This window comes from Pseudomonas sp. ABa2, assembly GCF_056676075.1.
The window spans coordinates 1,476,778-1,491,751 of the sequence record NZ_CM155239.1 but is presented as its reverse complement, the minus strand read 5'-3'; the positions used below and the strand labels follow the sequence as shown (position 1 = coordinate 1,491,751).

At 64.3% G+C, this 14,974-nt stretch carries 18 protein-coding genes; all 18 read right to left on the bottom strand.

The genetic code is table 11. The features are described 5' to 3' along the window. Position 1: 1 nt before the first annotated feature. A complete protein-coding gene (locus AC1G9C_RS07230; protein ID WP_480409840.1) occupies positions 2–520 on the bottom strand; it encodes a hypothetical protein in 519 nt (172 codons plus the stop codon). A 52-nt stretch (positions 521–572) separates the two neighbouring features. Next, a complete protein-coding gene (locus tag AC1G9C_RS07225) occupies positions 573–3,230 on the bottom strand; it encodes a tape measure protein (protein WP_480409839.1) in 2,658 nt (885 codons plus the stop codon). Between the two features lie 101 nt (positions 3,231–3,331). Next, on the bottom strand, positions 3,332–3,637 hold the full coding sequence (locus AC1G9C_RS07220; protein ID WP_480409838.1) for a hypothetical protein: 306 nt from the start codon (positions 3,635–3,637) through the stop codon (positions 3,332–3,334). Positions 3,638–3,691: 54 nt separating this feature from the next. After that, complete coding sequence (locus AC1G9C_RS07215; protein WP_480409837.1) at positions 3,692–3,988, bottom strand: hypothetical protein; 297 nt, start codon at positions 3,986–3,988, stop codon at positions 3,692–3,694. 459 nt (positions 3,989–4,447) lie between these two features. Beyond that, positions 4,448–5,227: a phage tail tube protein gene (locus AC1G9C_RS07210; protein WP_480409836.1), complete on the bottom strand. Its 780-nt coding sequence runs from the start codon at positions 5,225–5,227 to the stop codon at positions 4,448–4,450. Between the two features lie 3 nt (positions 5,228–5,230). Continuing rightward, entirely contained in the window at positions 5,231–5,434 is a 204-nt protein-coding gene (locus AC1G9C_RS07205) for a DUF7210 family protein (protein WP_480409835.1), read from the bottom strand. A gap of 3 nt (positions 5,435–5,437) precedes the next feature. After that, positions 5,438–5,902, bottom strand: a complete 465-nt coding sequence (locus tag AC1G9C_RS07200; RefSeq protein WP_480409834.1) for a hypothetical protein — start codon at positions 5,900–5,902, stop codon at positions 5,438–5,440. Next, positions 5,899–6,216, bottom strand: a complete 318-nt coding sequence (locus AC1G9C_RS07195) for a head-tail joining protein (protein ID WP_480409833.1) — start codon at positions 6,214–6,216, stop codon at positions 5,899–5,901. Before AC1G9C_RS07195 ends, AC1G9C_RS07200 begins: the two co-directional genes overlap by 4 nt. A gap of 3 nt (positions 6,217–6,219) precedes the next feature. Next, positions 6,220–6,570, bottom strand: a complete 351-nt coding sequence (locus AC1G9C_RS07190) for a DUF2190 family protein (RefSeq protein WP_480409832.1) — start codon at positions 6,568–6,570, stop codon at positions 6,220–6,222. A 74-nt stretch (positions 6,571–6,644) separates the two neighbouring features. Further along, entirely contained in the window at positions 6,645–8,636 is a 1,992-nt protein-coding gene (locus AC1G9C_RS07185) for a prohead protease/major capsid protein fusion protein (RefSeq protein WP_480409831.1), read from the bottom strand. After that, the gene (locus AC1G9C_RS07180) at positions 8,611–10,155 is read right to left on the bottom strand and encodes a phage portal protein (RefSeq protein ID WP_480409830.1); all 1,545 of its coding nucleotides are present in this window, start codon (positions 10,153–10,155) and stop codon (positions 8,611–8,613) included. The genes AC1G9C_RS07185 and AC1G9C_RS07180 overlap by 26 nt, the downstream gene beginning before the upstream one ends. Before the next feature lies 1 nt (position 10,156). Beyond that, a complete protein-coding gene (locus tag AC1G9C_RS07175; RefSeq protein ID WP_480409829.1) occupies positions 10,157–10,360 on the bottom strand; it encodes a phage head-tail joining protein in 204 nt (67 codons plus the stop codon). Between the two features lie 2 nt (positions 10,361–10,362). Next, complete coding sequence (locus AC1G9C_RS07170) at positions 10,363–12,309, bottom strand: phage terminase large subunit family protein (RefSeq protein WP_480409828.1); 1,947 nt, start codon at positions 12,307–12,309, stop codon at positions 10,363–10,365. Next, complete coding sequence (locus AC1G9C_RS07165; RefSeq protein ID WP_480409827.1) at positions 12,281–12,826, bottom strand: terminase small subunit; 546 nt, start codon at positions 12,824–12,826, stop codon at positions 12,281–12,283. The genes AC1G9C_RS07170 and AC1G9C_RS07165 overlap by 29 nt, the downstream gene beginning before the upstream one ends. Before the next feature lie 115 nt (positions 12,827–12,941). Then, complete coding sequence (locus tag AC1G9C_RS07160; protein WP_480409826.1) at positions 12,942–13,733, bottom strand: hypothetical protein; 792 nt, start codon at positions 13,731–13,733, stop codon at positions 12,942–12,944. After that, positions 13,730–14,026: a hypothetical protein gene (locus AC1G9C_RS07155; protein WP_480409825.1), complete on the bottom strand. Its 297-nt coding sequence runs from the start codon at positions 14,024–14,026 to the stop codon at positions 13,730–13,732. The genes AC1G9C_RS07160 and AC1G9C_RS07155 overlap by 4 nt, the downstream gene beginning before the upstream one ends. Position 14,027: 1 nt before the next feature. After that, positions 14,028–14,333 (bottom strand): peptidase M48, Ste24p, encoded by a 306-nt coding sequence (locus AC1G9C_RS07150; protein ID WP_480409824.1) that lies wholly within the window; start codon positions 14,331–14,333, stop codon positions 14,028–14,030. 117 nt (positions 14,334–14,450) lie between these two features. Then, on the bottom strand, positions 14,451–14,927 hold the full coding sequence (locus AC1G9C_RS07145) for a hypothetical protein (RefSeq protein ID WP_480409823.1): 477 nt from the start codon (positions 14,925–14,927) through the stop codon (positions 14,451–14,453). Between the last annotated feature and the right edge of the window lie 47 nt (positions 14,928–14,974).

The following is a 14,974-nucleotide window of genomic DNA, read 5'->3' as shown; positions in this document are numbered from 1 at the left end:
GTTACGCCTCCTCGGCGGTGAAGGACCAGCTGTGCACGTTGGTCCCGGCGTCCAGCCCGCGCGTAGGGCGCGCCATCAGCACGGTAAACACCGGCATCCAGCACACCTGGTACTCCAGGGCGCCGGCCACGGGGGTGATGCTCACGGCCTTGGTTTCGGCATTCCAGGTGATCGGCGTCTGCACCCAGTCGCGGCCGGTGTAAGCCAGGGCCCAGGGGGCCACGTCCGGGCGGACATTGCCGGGGATCACCGTGCTGGTGCTGGTGGTGTGCAGTTCCATCTGCTGGGTGCAGCGCAGCTCCAGCGCCTGGGTGAAGTCCAGCGCCGCCAGCCCCGGCCCCATCCAGCCTTCGCCGGAAACGGTGATCTGCCAGCGCAGGTCCCAGTGCTGCATTTTCACCCCCGCACCGCGGCTGCGCCGCAGAACCGGGCCGTCACCCAACGGGGTGTAGGTCTGCTGCGGCAGGCCGTGCTGCAGGCGCAGCGGCACGCCGCCGAGCATCACGCGATGGGCAGTCATTCAATACTCCGTGCATGAAAAAGCCCGCGCGGGGCGGGCTTGGTTCAGGGGTTCAGGTACGCGGCCGGGGGCTGCCAAACTTACGCGCGGCGCGGCGGATCTCCTCGGCCGTGCTGCGCGGCATGCGGATCGGCGCCGGGCCATGGCCCAGGTCGATCACCATCGAGCCCCAGTCCTGGTCAGCGCCGCCGCCAGATGCGGACAGTTGCTGCTGCAGGGCTGGGGCCAGCGACGGGATGGATGGCACAGGAATGTTCCCTACTACCCCACCCGTTGCGAACCTCGGCACGCGCAGCCGATTCAGCTGGTGGATCAGGTCGGCGCCGTAGTGCTGCACCGCACGAGCATTGATGATGCCTTCTCCGTTAGAGATCCGCGCCAGGATGCTGTCGCTGGTTCCAGTACCAGGGCCTCGCGCAACACCGCCGCCAGCGAACTGAGGCACTTTCAGGTCGCGAATTACCACGTCCTGCGGCGCCGCGCCGATATCCTTGAGGATCGGGCCATCCGGGTGCGCCACCCGCACAGGAATGACGACCTCCTTCTGACCAAGCTGCGCGACCAGAGACTCGATCTGGCTGCGCACCTGCTCGATGCTCGCCTCGTCGGCCTTCACCGACACCGGCATGCCCTCCAGCTCCTTGGCCTTGTCCTTCAGCTGCTGCATCTCGTCGCGGATGCTCGCCAGCTTGTCCTCGGCGTTGCTCTGCTCCAGGTCGTTGGCGGCCAATTCGATATCGCGCAGCTCGCGCACGAAGAAGCTAAAGCCCACCGTGCTCTCGCCGGCGGCGGCCAGATCCTGCAGCACCTTCAGCGCCGCCTGGGCCTGCTGCTGGGCGCCGGCGATATCGCCATTGTCCAGCGCCGCCTGGGCGCCGCGCTTCAGCGCGCTGTACTGCATCAAGCTCGGCGCCGCGCCGGGGCCGTTCTGGATATCCGCCAAGGCCTGCTGGTAACGCTGGTCGATCTTCAGACGCTCATCGCGCACCTTCTGCAGGTCGCTGATCGCCTTCTTCTCGGCGCTGACCAGCTTCTTGGCGCCAGCCTCGGCGGCCTTGATCTGCTTCTCGCGCAGCTTGTCGAGATCGGCGATGTAGGAGGCGTAGTTGCTGAGGTCCTCCTCACGCTGCGTTGCAACCTCGTCCACCACCTCTCCCACCTCGTCCGCCTGCTCTTTGGCTCCGTCAAAGCCGAAGAACAAGAAGGAGAACGCCGTGGATTGGAGTTTTGAATTACTGAGCAGGCGGAAGGTTTCGCCGAATCGGTCGAGCCAGGAGGGAGCCTTGGCCTTGCTAACCGCGCTAAGCGCCCCAGAGAAACGCCCCAGAGAACCGATGGCCGACTCGGACGCCCCAGTAAATTGGTCCAAGACCGTAATTGCACCAATCAGTTCGTTCTTGAACTTGGTGGATGCGCCAGAAAAAGTCTCCGGCAGTTGCGCGGCCTCCTCCGCCAGCTTGGGGAGTTGGCCGATCAGGGCGTCAGAGATCACATTCGCGGTGAGCTCCCCATCTGCGGCCATCTGGCGCAATGCGCCAACGTTCGTGTTCAGGCCATCGGCCAGTGCCCGGAGCAGGCGGGGGGAACTTTCGGCCAGCGTATTGAACTCTTCGCCACGGAGAACGCCCGATCCAAGCGCTTGAGAGAACTGCTGGATCGTGGAGGCCGTCTCCTGAGCAGTCGCGCCACTGATGCGGAGCGACTTGGTCACTGCTTCGATGATCTTCAGCGCATCGCCCTGTCCACGACCGACTTCACGCAGCGCTGGCGTCAAACGAGAGTAAAGGCTCACTACGTCTGCGAGCGGAGCCTGGTTTTCCTGCGCAATTCGGTAGGTTTCCGCCTGAGCGCGGTTGAACTCTTCCTGGGAGTCAGTGGCGAGGCGCAGTTGCGCTTCCATTTTCTTGGCGAGGTCAGTGGCGTTCGCAAAGCCGCGCACAGCCTCAATAATGCCGAAGCCGCCCAGGACTCCGCTGACCGCACCGCCAACGCCACCGCCGCCACCCGACTGAGACGAAGACGTCTCCCTCAGCGCTTGATTGGTCTCACGAATGCGCCTGGTCAGGTTGCTCTGAGCGACCGCGAGCTCTTGGTTGGTCAGTTTTCCGGACGCCCTCAGCAATTGGTACTGCCCTTGCAGCTTGCCAAGCTCAGCCTGAAGTGCCCGGTAACGATTCACGCCGAGGTCAGCCCTAGCCGCCTCGATGTTGGCGGCCCGCTGCTCGCGAGAGACTTGCGCCAGCGCCGCCGCGCGGGCGCGAATGCCAGCAACGGCCTGGTCGTTTCTGCCGGCCGTTAGGGCGGAGTTCAACTCACGAGACAGGCGCTGTTGTTCGTCCGCGAGCTTGCGCGTGTCCACGCCGGCACGCCGCAGCTCGTCGCGCTGCTCACGGACTTTGCTCTTCTGGCGCTCGAACTCGCGGGTAGCAGCCGTAAGAGTTCGCTGGGCCTGAGCATATGCACGATCCAGCTCGCGCACCGGCTGGCCGGCCTTCGCGATAGCGTCTCGCAATTCTTCGACGCGGCGCTTCGCGCCAAAATAGGCCGTGCTCGCGGCTTTTGCAGACTCCTGCGTCCTCTGCAGCGCATCAACCTGGCGCAGCGGTTTCTCGACCGCACGCACCATCTCGACGTATTCCTTCCGGAACCCAGCCACCTCCTTGGTGGCCTGGTCAAGGTCGGCCGTGAGCCGGAGTTCGACATCGGTCATCGCTTAGCCCTTGAGTGCGCGCATAAAAAACGACCACGGATAGCTGAGCACATCGCGATGGCCAAGGCGGATTAGCTGGCAGCAGGCGCTGTCCAGCCGGCTCACGGATTGCTCCGCACTGCATCCAGCCTGGCCATCAGCGCGAAAAAATCTGGATTTGCCTCCTTGCACGCCTGCACCACCTTGGCCAGTTCGCTCGGCAGCATGCGGTCGACCTCCTTCTTGCTGAGCGAGCAGAAGATCGGCAGGTCGTCCAGCGGGATGTCCTTGAATATCAAGTCCACGACATCCACCTGCTCTGGCCTGGCCCTGCTCATCAACTCTCGAACCTTGCCTACCGTGAGCTCTCTGCAGATCACCTCACGTCCCGCAATTTCTAATACGGTCGTCATTCCAGGGGTACTCATGAAACCTCCAGGCAATAAAAAACCCGCCGAAGCGGGCTCTCAGATGGGTGGTCGTCACCGACCGACAAGCGCGCCCGATAAGCCGCCCAGAAACCCAAGCAGCACGGCGCCGACAATGAACAGGATGATAAAGGCTGGGATTGACGCAATAGCCGCCTTAACCATGAACCACATGATTGACATGAAGCTCATGTGCAGATCAACGACTACCACAGGCTGAGCGCCAGCATAGTCCCGCAGTGCCGCCCTCACGCCAGGGGCGACGGATATTCTTGCTGCTCGGTCCTCCAGCTCAGTCTCCCGCGCACGGGCACACTGCGGGCAATCCGCCTCTTGCTGAACTTCCTTCATCGTGAATTCGTAAGAACAAAAGCTGCACTTCACAGGCGTCCCTCCCAGATGATCTGGCAGGGACTCTATCCGATCCGCGGCACCGCCGAAACCCGGCCTACCCCACCAACACTTTTACCAGCGGCGTGGCTGCAAGCAGCAGGCCGCCAAGCGCGACCATCAGTAGCGAAACGCCGATGCAGATACGAATCCATCGGTCTGTTACCAAATCCATCTTCAGGCCCTCCTTCGGATGAATCTCTACTCTTGATCGGCTATCATCCAATCACTTTCTCCTCATGCCATCTCATGGGGTTGAAACAAAAACCCCCGAGAGCCGGCCAGCTCCGGGGGTTTTGCTTTTTTGGCCGGTGAAGCAATCGTGCCGTCACGACCTGGCCGGAACAAACCCTACAGGGGGTCTTTCGTTCCGCTCTTTACGTATGTGACTTCAAGCCCGGCCATCCATGGCCGCACCGATCAAGCCGCGACCGGCAGTTCCTTCTTGATGCGGAAGTACTTCGACTTGCCTGCGCCGACCTTGGTCGGGTCGCTGATCACCTTGCAAGTGGACTCGGCGCCCATGAAGTCCTCGACGTTCAGCCAGTCCTGGCTAGTGGCGGGGTTCAGGCGGCACTTCCAGAAACGCGCCTCGATGCGCTTCTTGGTGCCGGCGGCGTTCTCGCCCTCGAACAGCAGCTCCAGCTCCAGGCCGGAGTTGGTCAGCGCCTCGACCACGTCCACCGCGGCGGAGCTGTAGTCGACAGACACCAGGTACGGGGTGCCGGCGGCGGCCACGATAGCGGTCTCCAGCGCGCCACCGGACACCACCTCGATGCCAGAGCCAGTCATGACCCAATCGTCGAACTCGTCGAAGGTGACGTCGCCGGCCAGGTTGGTGACGCCGTCGATCTCCAGCGGCATGTTGTCCAGGGCGATGGTGCCATCGACAGCGGCCACATGATCTTCGCCGGTGTGGGTGGCGGCCGGCACGGTGGTGGCGTCGCCCCACAGGATGCCCGCCAGGATCGGGGTGAAGAACTCGCGGAAGTTGATCGCCAACCCCACCGAGGTGATGCGATCAACCGCGTCGTACTCACCGCCCTGTGGGGTGGTGGTGTCGGTCAGCGTCAGGTTGGTGGTTTCGATGGTGGTCTGGATCGTGGACACCAGGCCGCACTTCTGGAACGGCAAGCCGCTGCCCGCAACGCGCATCTTCAGGTGACCGCCGATCACGAGGGTTTCTTTCTGAATTGCCATGGATCAGGCCTCCTGGTTGGCGCCAGCGACAATGCCGCGCGCGATGAGCTGGTCGCGCTGGGCCTCGCTGACCTTCAGCTTTTGGCCGGCGGCGTAGTCCTTGCGCTTGTGGGTGTGCGGCTTGGCGAGGGTGACCTCGACCAGGTCAACGGCCTTTTTCGGGGCGGCCGCATCCCCTGCCGGGGCGGCAGTATCTTTCTGGGTCATGGACTAGGTCCTTTCGATGATGGTGTGCAAGTGCACGGGGATGAGCACGCTGGCGGCGATCTCGCCGTTGCCTGGGGGAAACTGCTCGGCAGCGCCGACGGTGATGCCCTTGATGCCGCGCGGCAGCCAGCGCAGAGGCACGCCTTCGCTGGGCGTGAGCGCCAGCAGCAGGTCGTGCTCAAGGTCGTCGAGGGCGTCCTCGTAATCGTCCAGGCCCGCCTTGATGGCGCCGATGACGTAGTAGCCGTTGAACATGGTCAGCGCCGCAGGGCCCGGGCGCGGCGGTTGATCCTTGCCCTTCTGCACGCAGATGAACGGGAAGCCCTGCGTCTCGCTCTTGAGCACCTCGTTGAACCAGCCGCTTTTCACGTTGGTGCCGGCGTTGGTGGTGTAGCCGTTGGCCACGGTGATCGTGCCCAAGTGCTGCACCAGCGCCTTGCGCCCGAGGCTGATGGGGTTCTTGTTCATTGATCCTCCATGCAGGCCGCGGTGGCCATGTGGCCGTCGTCCATGATGGGTTGCTCGACGATGAAGCGCCGACCGCCGAACACGAACACCCCGCCGCGCTCAACCTGCTGCAGCTGCTCCTTGCGCCAGGTGATGCCCACGGCATCACTCGGAAACACGCCCTCCGGGCCGTTCTGCATCAGGTTGTGATCGACGATGACCTCGACGCCGGCCACCACCGGCGCCCCGGCGGGGCCGGTGTACTGGGCGCAGCCGTCCTTGAGGTGCGCGACCACGCGCTGGTGCATGCGGTCGCGCATGTCCGCCCAGGCCATGGCTTAGGCGGTTACCGGATGGCCCAGCGAGCCGTTGAGGCGCACGCGACCGGTGGCGGACGGGTTGGCTGCCACGGCAGTGGCCACGCCAACAAGGTAGTTGCCGGTACCGGCCACGTTGGTGAGCACGTTGGTGGCGGCGATGGCGTAGATCGGCTCACCAACGGCCCAGGCCTGGGCGCTGGTCTTTGCCAGGTCGAAGACGCCAGTGGTCTTGATCTCGACCTCTTCACCGATGGCGGCATCGGTTGCGGCCACGCCGATCAGGCCGTTGGCGCGCACCAGGGCGCCGGCCGCAATAGCGGCGGCGGCAACGATGGTCACCATGTCGCCGTGCTGAACGAAGTTCTTCATGTTGGGTTCCTCGATTCGAGAGAGCAGAAACGACAAGGGCGCCCGCTGGCGCCCTTAGTCGATGGGGTTGGCGATTACGCGCCGGCGTTCTTGTAGGCGCCGCGGTAGTCGATCCAGGCGGCGCCGAACACCAGGCGGGCCTTGATCTCCATGCCGTCCACTTCGAAGCCCTCGCGGGTTTCGGTGAACACGCCCTGCTCGCCTTCCAGGTAGGCGTACTCGAAGGTATCCACCATGCCCGGCGCGGCGTAGAGGTACCACTGGTTGCCGGTGATGCGCGCGTCGACGATCACGGTCAGCGAGGTGTTGCGGCTGTCGTTGATGTCGGCGTTCTTGGCCGGCACGTAGTTGGAGCTGGTGAACTGGAAAGCCTCCAGTTCCTTGTCCGGGCCAACCACCAGGAACTGCGGGCCCAGGTTGAGGAAGTGCCCGGCCTTGGACTTCTGCTTGCGCATAGCAGCGCGGGCAGCGGCCAGGGTGGCGGTATTGATGGGGCCGGCGCTGCCGGCCAGGTTGCCGTGGTCGGCATGGAACACCGCAGTGCCATCGACGAAGTTCGGGTTGCTGAGCAGCAGATCCCAAACCAGGTCGGATTCGGTTTGCGCGGCGGCGGCGCCCAGCGCGCGCGGCACACGGGTCAGCGCCGCCAGGTCGTCATTGACAATCGACTCCCAGGTGATGGCGATGATCTTGCCGAACTTGGCCACCTTGATCGGGGCCCCATCTTCGCCCAGGCTGCCGTACTTGTACTCGCCGTGCTCGTTGACCTTCTCCAGGGCGGTGATATCACCCAGGGCGACGCGGGTCACCTCGCGGAAGTCCGGCACGGTGGTCTGGCTGCCGAGCGGGCGCCAGGTTTGCGGGGCCAGCTCGTAGCCGGCGCGCAGGGTGCGGTTGACGGTGCTGCCCAGCAGCAGCGGGAAGTCGCTGGTGGTGTGCATACCGGCGGCACGGAAGGCCTGGCGGTCGCAACCCAGGGCGGCGCGAGCCACTTCCTGCGGGGTCATGCCGCGTACGCTGCCGCCGACCAGCTCCACGCTCTCGCGGGCCATGTCGATCAGGCGCATGCCGCGGAACTCGCGGGCGGGCTCCTCGAGCTTCACGTTCGGGTCGCAGCGGTGCAGCAGGGCGTTGAGCATGGCGCCGCGCTTGGCGACGATCACCGACTGGTCGATCTCGCTGTTGACGCGGGTGGCCTGGGTGCTGCGAGTGGCCGGCTGCTCCGACTCCTGGCCCTCGGCCAGCTTGTCGATCATCGCAGCGCTGGCATCGGACACGGACACGCCGCGCTCCACCAGGTCTTCGGCGAATTCTTCCGGCAGGCCGACCTTCTTGGCCATCTGGCGGATGGTGAGGCCGCGCTTGCGCTCGGTCTCCTGGGCCTCACGGCGGATCTGCTCCTCGGCCGCGCGCTTCTCTTCTTCGGTCATGACGTTTTCCTCTTGGATGGTGGCCACGGCGGCCGGTTGTTCGGCAGGCTGTTCGGCCTCCCGAGTCTCGAAAACAGTGGTGAAGCGTTGGCCCTGGTACTCGCCCGGGGTCTTGGCGCTGCGAACCTTGGCGCCGTCGTCGAAGCCGATCGGCACCAGGGAGAGCTCGGTGGGCTCCCAGTCGGTGGCGCGGTACAGCGGCATGGCGTCCTCGCCGTCCTCGACGAGGACATAGCGGTGCACCATGTAGCCGACGCTGATGTTGCGCAGGATGCCGTCCTTGACGTCGCGAAAGATCGGGTCGACGTCCTCGCGGGAACTGAAGCGGATCACCGCCCGGCCCTCGCCGCCCTCCAGCCAGGCCCGTTCGACCACGCCGATGACGTCGTCGAGGTCCCACTGGCCATGGGCATTGAGGAACGGCGCGCCGTTGTTGAGGCGCTCCATGCGGATGGCGCCGTCGCTGACGTCCAGCTCTTCCTGGTATTCGCCGATGGACCAGCTCCAGCGCTTGCCGCGCGCGCCGGTGGTCCAGGTGATTTCTACAGTGCGCTGCTCGATATCAACGGTGCCCGGGCGGACAGCCGCGCGAATACTCAGCAGCGGGGTTTCAAGCGTCTGGGTCGCCGTCGTCATGGGTCTGGCTCTCTTTGGTTGGTGGCTCCGGGTCGACTTCCGTCGATGGGATGACGGTGCCTTGCGGGCGGGCCTGGGTGAGGCCGGCGTTGGAGACTTTGCGCGGGTCGCAGTCCAGCACCAGGCCGAGCTTGTCGAACAGCTCGTTGGCCTTGGCGATCTCGTCGGCGTGGGCGTTCGGGTCGGTGATGCCGAGTTCGCGCAGGGCGTTCGGCCAGGTGATCAGGCCGGAGCGCAGACGCTCCTTGACCGTCTCGGTTTCGGTCTTGGGGTCGACCATTTCGCGCCGGGGCGGCACCCACTCGGCGAGCACGTCAGTCAGTACGGCGCCAGGCAGCAGGGCCTGGGCCTCCATGAACCACTGCCAGACCACCTCGCAGAGCTGCGGGATGAGCATGCGCCACTGCCACACATCCACCCGGCGGGCGAAGTGCAGCCAGCCCATGCGGCCGCTGGAGAAGTTCACGCCCTTGAGGTCGCCGGTGATCAGCTCGTAGGGCACGCCCATGCCGACCGAGATGGCATGCAGCGACTGCCAGCTGTAGGGCTGGTAACCGTTGAAGGTGGGCGGTGCGGCGAAGCTGACGCTCTCGCCGATGGCCAGCTCCTGGATGATGCCGGGCTCCATGCGCTCGATCAGCGGTTTTTTCTTGCTGGCGTTACCGCTCGTGCCATCGTTGGTGACGAAGGCGGCGAAGCAGGCGGCGATCTTCGCCTGCTCCATTACCGCGTCTTCCATCTCGTCGAAGTTCTTCAGGCGCTGCATCACCGGGGCGAACCAGGTGTAGCCGCGGGCCTGGCCGGCGCGCTTGGGCAGGAAGACGTGGATCACGTCCTCGGCCGGGATGCGCCGCGACTCGATGGAGCGCATGGACGAGTTGGAGCCCGGGTGTTCGTCGAACAGCCAGTAGGCAACCCGCTTGCCGAGGGAATCGAACTCAATGCCCTGGATGATCAGGTTGCTGCCGTTGGCGCCGGTCTTGGCGTCGTCGAGGAAGTCCGGCTCCATCACCTGCAGCTGCAGGGGCACGGGCAGGCCGTCAGAGCTGTAGCGCCGGCGGCGGCGCACCAGGCATTCGCCGCTCTCGACCACGCACTCGGTGATCTTGTGCTGCAGGCCGTAGAAGTTCTCCAGGCCATCGGCATCGCACAGCAGGGTTTCGCCCCAGGCCGCCCACAGGCCGGCCAGGCGCTTGTTGTTGCGGTCCCGATCGGCCATGGGCCGCGGCACGATGCCCGCCCCCACCACGTTGTCGGCGATACCGGTCACGGCGCGCTCGGCGTAGGGGTTGTTGCGGCGAAGGTCGCGCGCGCGATTGCGCAGCACGGCAAGGGCCGGGCCGTTCTCCGCGTTGGCGTCGGCACCAGCAGCGCGCCAACCGGCATTGCGGCGGCCGCCGGCGGCACCCTCGAAGCGGCGCTCCATGGCATTCAGGATCAGGTCGGCGCGCTTTTTCTCCAGGCGAGCCATGGCGCGCTTCGCGGCGTAGCCGGGAAACAGGGTGTCGATCACGCGCATGTCAGTAGCCTTTCGAGAAGGAGGTCAGCCGGCGGCCGCCGGTGGTGTCTGCGTTGAGGCCCAGTTCGTTCTCCATCAGCCGCAGGATTTGCAGCATCTCGGCGATGGAGCGGTACGTGACGCTGCGGTCGGCGTAGCGCACGGACAGTTCGCCGCCGGCGATGGCCGCCTGCAGGGCCTTGTACTGCTCGAGGGTGTAGGCCATCGCTATCGCTTCCAGTATTTGGATTTCGCCCGTGGGCGCTCTTGGTTGTCAGCTGCGGCGTCGCCGCCCGGGTGCGGGTCTTCTGCCAGCACGTCGAGGTCGAGGCCGAAGCGCTGTTGACTGATGCGCAGCGCCGCCAGGGCGCCAACGAAACAGTCGAGCGCTTCGTTGCGGCGGCCTTGGCTGTCAAAGCACAGAATGCGTTTGCCACGGCTGATCTTGGGCACCTTCACTTCGCTGACCAGTTGCCTGACTTCGCTCTCGTCGCACACGTTGTCATTGGCTGGCAGGTGCACAACGCCTGGCTGCGGTTCGCCGGCCTGCGACTTGGCAGTGTCCAGCGGCAGCTTGAGGCGGCTGTAGATCAGTTCCTTGGCGTTGTCAGTACCGATCTCGGTCAGGTAAACCTTCGATTTGTTGCGGGTGCGCGGCATGTTGGCAATCGGCTTGCCGTACACGCTGGCACCCTTGGTGGGGATGACCCACAGCACGCCGTGCCGCAGGCTCTCGCCATATACTTCATCGGTGTAGTGCCCGCCGGAGTCCCAGCCCCAGCGGTCAACGCGCATCACCAAGCCGTCAGCGCGGGTGAACTGCTTCTGGAGCTCTGCCGCAACCTTGCGGCGCAGCACTTCGCTGGCTGGGTCGCCCATGAGAATGAAGCGGTAGACAAGCCAGGCTTCTTCTCCCGGCCCCCACGCCCATACGCGCCCTTCGTAGCGATCATCCTGGGTATCGATGAAACCGGTGAGCACTACGGCGCGCTGGGGCACCTGGCCCGTCCACACCTCGCGCCGGCCGTAGAGCACATCCCACTCGACCTTGTCCTGGGTCTCCTCCCACACCTCGCCCAGCGTGGTGTTGGTGAAGGTGACCAGCTTCTCGCGGTCGCCCTTGATCTTGAGGAACTCGGTGGCGATCTTCAGCCAGGTGGACCAGGTGCTGTAGATCGCCCAGCAGTAGAAGGCGATCGAGCGCGGCGTGCGGATCGGCTCACCATCCGGGCCGAACCAGTCCATGGCGTCGCGCGTCCAGATGCCGGTCACTTCGCAGATCCAGCGGCCAGTGCGGGAGGCCTCGACCATGTCGGGGTGGAAGAACATCGCCTTGCAGTGCTCGCACAGGTACCAGGCCTTCACCGGCTCGCCGAGTGCGTCCTTCTCCCACTTGAGACCGTGATCGCAGTCCTTACCGCCAAACTTGAGCGTCTGCTCACCGTGGCAGTGTGGGCACTCAATATGGAAACGCAGCCGGATCGGCGACTCGCTGGCGGCCTTGCTGACCTGGCAGCTGCCGGCCTTCTTCGGCGTAGAGCCACGGATCGACTTCGGGTAGACGGCGCCATCGAGGCGCTTGTCGCCCAGGGTGACGGGGTCGCCCTCGCCTTCGACGTCGGCGTCGAAGTTCGACAGCTCGTCGTAAATGACCTCGTCGGCCGACTTCTCGCGGTAGTTGCGCGAGGCCTTGCCGCCGCGCACCCATAGCGTCTTGCGGTTGGCGAAGACCTTCTGGTCGAGCGTGTTGTCGCTGTGCTTGCGGCCGAACCAGGGGGCCAGCTCGCGAACGACTGGCACGTCACGGATCAGGCCATTGACGTGGCTCTTGCTGATGTCCTCTGCGTCCGGGTCGGTCGGCGACCACATCATCACGTTGCGGCGCTTGTGCTGGACCTTGTAGCCGATGTTCGCCAGCAGCAGCTTGGTGTAGCCGATCCGCGCCGACTTCACGAAGTTGACGACCGCGATCAGGTCGTTGCCCATCGCGTTGAGGATGGCTACCTGAAACGGGTCGGTTGTCCACTTGCCCTCGTTGTAGGAGGACTCGGACGACATGTAGAAATGCTTGTCGGCCCACTCCACCGCCGTCAGCGGCGGCTCCTTGTACATCCCCTGCAGGCCGAGCCTGACCGCCTTGCCGAGATCATTGATCCATGGTTGCAAGGTACTCATCGAGGATTCCTGGTAGGTCGTCACCGAACTGCGCGGTGATGTTGCGGGCCATGGCTATCTCCCGCTCCAGGGTTTCCAGGATTCGTGGGTCGATCTCCGGGTGGCGGCGGCTTACCGTCTTGCCTACGGTCTCCAGCTTCGAGCCGATCTGAGCGGCGATCTTGGCCAATGCGAAGGTCGCGAATGGCACGGGCACCAGGATCTTGTCGTTGACCTGGTTCTTCTGCTCCTGGGCGTACGCCTGGGCAGTGGTGAGGCGAAGCTTCTGCTGAGTCAGCTTGGCGTCGGCCAGCGGATCGATACCTTCCAGTTCCGATCCGTTCAGTTGCTGCTTCCGGGCGGCGTGGTCGACGCGGTTCTGCACCACATCCTGCACCCGGTAGAACGCCTCGCGCCCTACCCGCGCAACAGGCTCAACGCCCCATTTATCAAAGGCTTGCGGGGATATGCCGAGCGACTTCGCCATCTCGGACTTGTTCAACCATCCCGGCTGCTTGGTTGTTTCGTTCTTGGCCATGACTAAACAACAACCAACCTCCGAAAAATGCCCATACATAGTGGAAGGGCGGGGCCCGAATTACCCTCCAGGCACCCCCACCCGGGGAGGACCCAAAACGCACCACAGTGGTGCATCACCGCCGCCGCGTCCCGAGGGCGCGGGCCAGAGCTAGCTCGAACTGGATGGGCAGCTGATCCTCTGCGACCTTCTCGGCCACGCCGAAGAAGTCCAGGCGCTGCCTGTACGCTGGGCCACCCACGAAGGCCAGCACCATGCGGATGTTGTTCCTGCTGCCCTTGCCATATCCCAAGCGCTCAGCAATACCGATCGGCCTGCTCCCCTTCTTGATCAGGAAGTAGCGGCGATTGCCCTTGCGAGAAGAGCGGCGGCTGTCTGTGGCGTTGGCGGTGTAGCCCTCCTCGGTGAAGAGCTGGGCACCGGACAGGATCTTGTTCAGCTGGCCACGGCCGATGTTGCCGTACTGGTCCAGCGGTAGCTTGTCGCCAGGGACGACGTACTGGCCTGGGCCGAGGACGCCCTTGCGGCGCAGCATCTTCTCGAAGCCCTTCTCTCTACGGCCACCACCGTACACCTGGGGTGTGAGCCAGGTAGATGCAGCCCTACCCTTCCCCCACTGCCCCTCCTGGCCTACCAGGTTGCCCGCGGCATTGGTGCTGCGACCATCCTTGATCCAGACCCGCGCCTCCATCTTCTCCTTGGTCGCCGGCTGGATGAACAGGCTGTTGAGGGTTGCGCGCGTGGGCCGGTCGAACACCGTCTCCATCTCGGAGCGGATGCCCTTCTGCACTTCCTGGGCGGTGCGGGTCAGCGCAAGCGCCGCGGCGAACGGCAGCTGCTCGCGCTCAAGGCGATCCAGCGTCTGCAGGCGTTCTCGCAGGCCGGTGAACGTCACTTTGAAACTCATGGCCGAGAATGGCGGCGCTCCTTGCCATCCCAGCGCCACTCATGCAGGAAGATCTGCGGGTAGTGCGCCGCCGCGTAGAGCGTCACGCCGAGGTGCAGCAGCACCTCCCAGGCTGACGGCTGCTTGCCCGCGTACAGCGTGACCAGGATGCCGAACGCGCCGACCACCACCAGATAGAACGCGGCGCACACAAGCGGCTGATCCATGAAGTAGACCGCGCGCAGGTAGTCCAGAGCGGCGAGCATGATGAGGATGCACAGCACGGCATCCAGGCCGATCAGGATGGTTGCCATATCACGCACCTCGCAGGGCGACGATCCGTTCGAGCATCGCCTTCACGGCCGGGATCAGGTTCATGGCCAGCAGCCCGATCAAGAAGGCCACGCCATAGCGCGACTCCAGGTCGGCCGGCAGGCCGAAGTAGGCGACCACGAACGGCGTGGTGAACACGGAAGACGCAAAGCCGGTCAGCACCGCGGCCACTGCTTCCTTGCGGGTCAGCCCCTTGAGAAAGCTGAGCGAAAGGATGGCGCCGACGAAGCCGGCAATCACCGCGCCGTACTTCGCCAGCACGGCGCTGCCTGCGGTGGTCGGGTCCATAAGCCTCTCCGAAATAAAAAGCCCGCACGAGGCGGGCAAGGGCGACGGGCTAGGGAAATCCGCCGCGGAGCAGAAACTAAACCCAAGCATAATCGCTGGGCATTTACCACCATGAGGTCAGGCCAGTCTTGCGAACTCGCCGTGCAGCTTTACTGCGGCCTTCTTGTAGGCCTGGCTGGCCTCCTCAGCCGTGCTGTATCGACCTAGATTGAACTTCTTCCCAGCAACGCGAATTTGCGCGCGCCAGGGCCGAACACTCAGGCTTCTGTCGAAATAGATGCCCTTAAAGCCGGAACGGTTATTCGCATGGACCTTCCGGTTTCTCAGATTCTCGGCATGGCTGCATATCCGTAGATTGCAACGCCTATTGTCGAGTCCGTTCCCGTTCATATGGTCGACCACATCACCCTGCCCGCAACCGGCTATTAAACGGTGGAGACTTTCATACCCAGAGTATTCGTGGCCGGCATAGGTGTTGCGCTGTACGTATGACGTACCACCACTCCTCCTAATGAACCATGAAGTGGACTCGATTAAGTGCAAGTCTTCTTTATCCAGCAGGACGTCATGCCCAGCAATCTTAATTGTGGGCATAGCAACTCCGACTGTTCGGCATAGCGTTCGCGCATAAAAAAGCCCGG

What these genes read in the sequence shown, in the direction of transcription:
- AC1G9C_RS07215 (WP_480409837.1), bottom strand. Translation starts at nt 3,988, where the DNA reads ATGAAGGAAGTTCAGCAAGAGGCGGATTGCCCGCAGTGTGCCCGTGCG.
- AC1G9C_RS07220 (WP_480409838.1), bottom strand. Translation starts at nt 3,637, where the DNA reads ATGAGTACCCCTGGAATGACGACCGTATTAGAAATTGCGGGACGTGAG.
- AC1G9C_RS07160 (WP_480409826.1), bottom strand. Translation starts at nt 13,733, where the DNA reads ATGAGTTTCAAAGTGACGTTCACCGGCCTGCGAGAACGCCTGCAGACG.
- AC1G9C_RS07145 (WP_480409823.1), bottom strand. Translation starts at nt 14,927, where the DNA reads ATGCCCACAATTAAGATTGCTGGGCATGACGTCCTGCTGGATAAAGAA.
- AC1G9C_RS07185 (WP_480409831.1), bottom strand. Translation starts at nt 8,636, where the DNA reads ATGACGACGGCGACCCAGACGCTTGAAACCCCGCTGCTGAGTATTCGC.
- AC1G9C_RS07180 (WP_480409830.1), bottom strand. Translation starts at nt 10,155, where the DNA reads ATGCGCGTGATCGACACCCTGTTTCCCGGCTACGCCGCGAAGCGCGCC.
- AC1G9C_RS07165 (WP_480409827.1), bottom strand. Translation starts at nt 12,826, where the DNA reads ATGGCCAAGAACGAAACAACCAAGCAGCCGGGATGGTTGAACAAGTCC.
- AC1G9C_RS07170 (WP_480409828.1), bottom strand. Translation starts at nt 12,309, where the DNA reads ATGAGTACCTTGCAACCATGGATCAATGATCTCGGCAAGGCGGTCAGG.
- AC1G9C_RS07225 (WP_480409839.1), bottom strand. Translation starts at nt 3,230, where the DNA reads ATGACCGATGTCGAACTCCGGCTCACGGCCGACCTTGACCAGGCCACC.
- AC1G9C_RS07190 (WP_480409832.1), bottom strand. Translation starts at nt 6,570, where the DNA reads ATGAAGAACTTCGTTCAGCACGGCGACATGGTGACCATCGTTGCCGCC.
- AC1G9C_RS07175 (WP_480409829.1), bottom strand. Translation starts at nt 10,360, where the DNA reads ATGGCCTACACCCTCGAGCAGTACAAGGCCCTGCAGGCGGCCATCGCC.
- AC1G9C_RS07200 (WP_480409834.1), bottom strand. Translation starts at nt 5,902, where the DNA reads ATGAACAAGAACCCCATCAGCCTCGGGCGCAAGGCGCTGGTGCAGCAC.
- AC1G9C_RS07230 (WP_480409840.1), bottom strand. Translation starts at nt 520, where the DNA reads ATGACTGCCCATCGCGTGATGCTCGGCGGCGTGCCGCTGCGCCTGCAG.
- AC1G9C_RS07195 (WP_480409833.1), bottom strand. Translation starts at nt 6,216, where the DNA reads ATGGCCTGGGCGGACATGCGCGACCGCATGCACCAGCGCGTGGTCGCG.
- AC1G9C_RS07150 (WP_480409824.1), bottom strand. Translation starts at nt 14,333, where the DNA reads ATGGACCCGACCACCGCAGGCAGCGCCGTGCTGGCGAAGTACGGCGCG.
- AC1G9C_RS07205 (WP_480409835.1), bottom strand. Translation starts at nt 5,434, where the DNA reads ATGACCCAGAAAGATACTGCCGCCCCGGCAGGGGATGCGGCCGCCCCG.
- AC1G9C_RS07210 (WP_480409836.1), bottom strand. Translation starts at nt 5,227, where the DNA reads ATGGCAATTCAGAAAGAAACCCTCGTGATCGGCGGTCACCTGAAGATG.
- AC1G9C_RS07155 (WP_480409825.1), bottom strand. Translation starts at nt 14,026, where the DNA reads ATGGCAACCATCCTGATCGGCCTGGATGCCGTGCTGTGCATCCTCATC.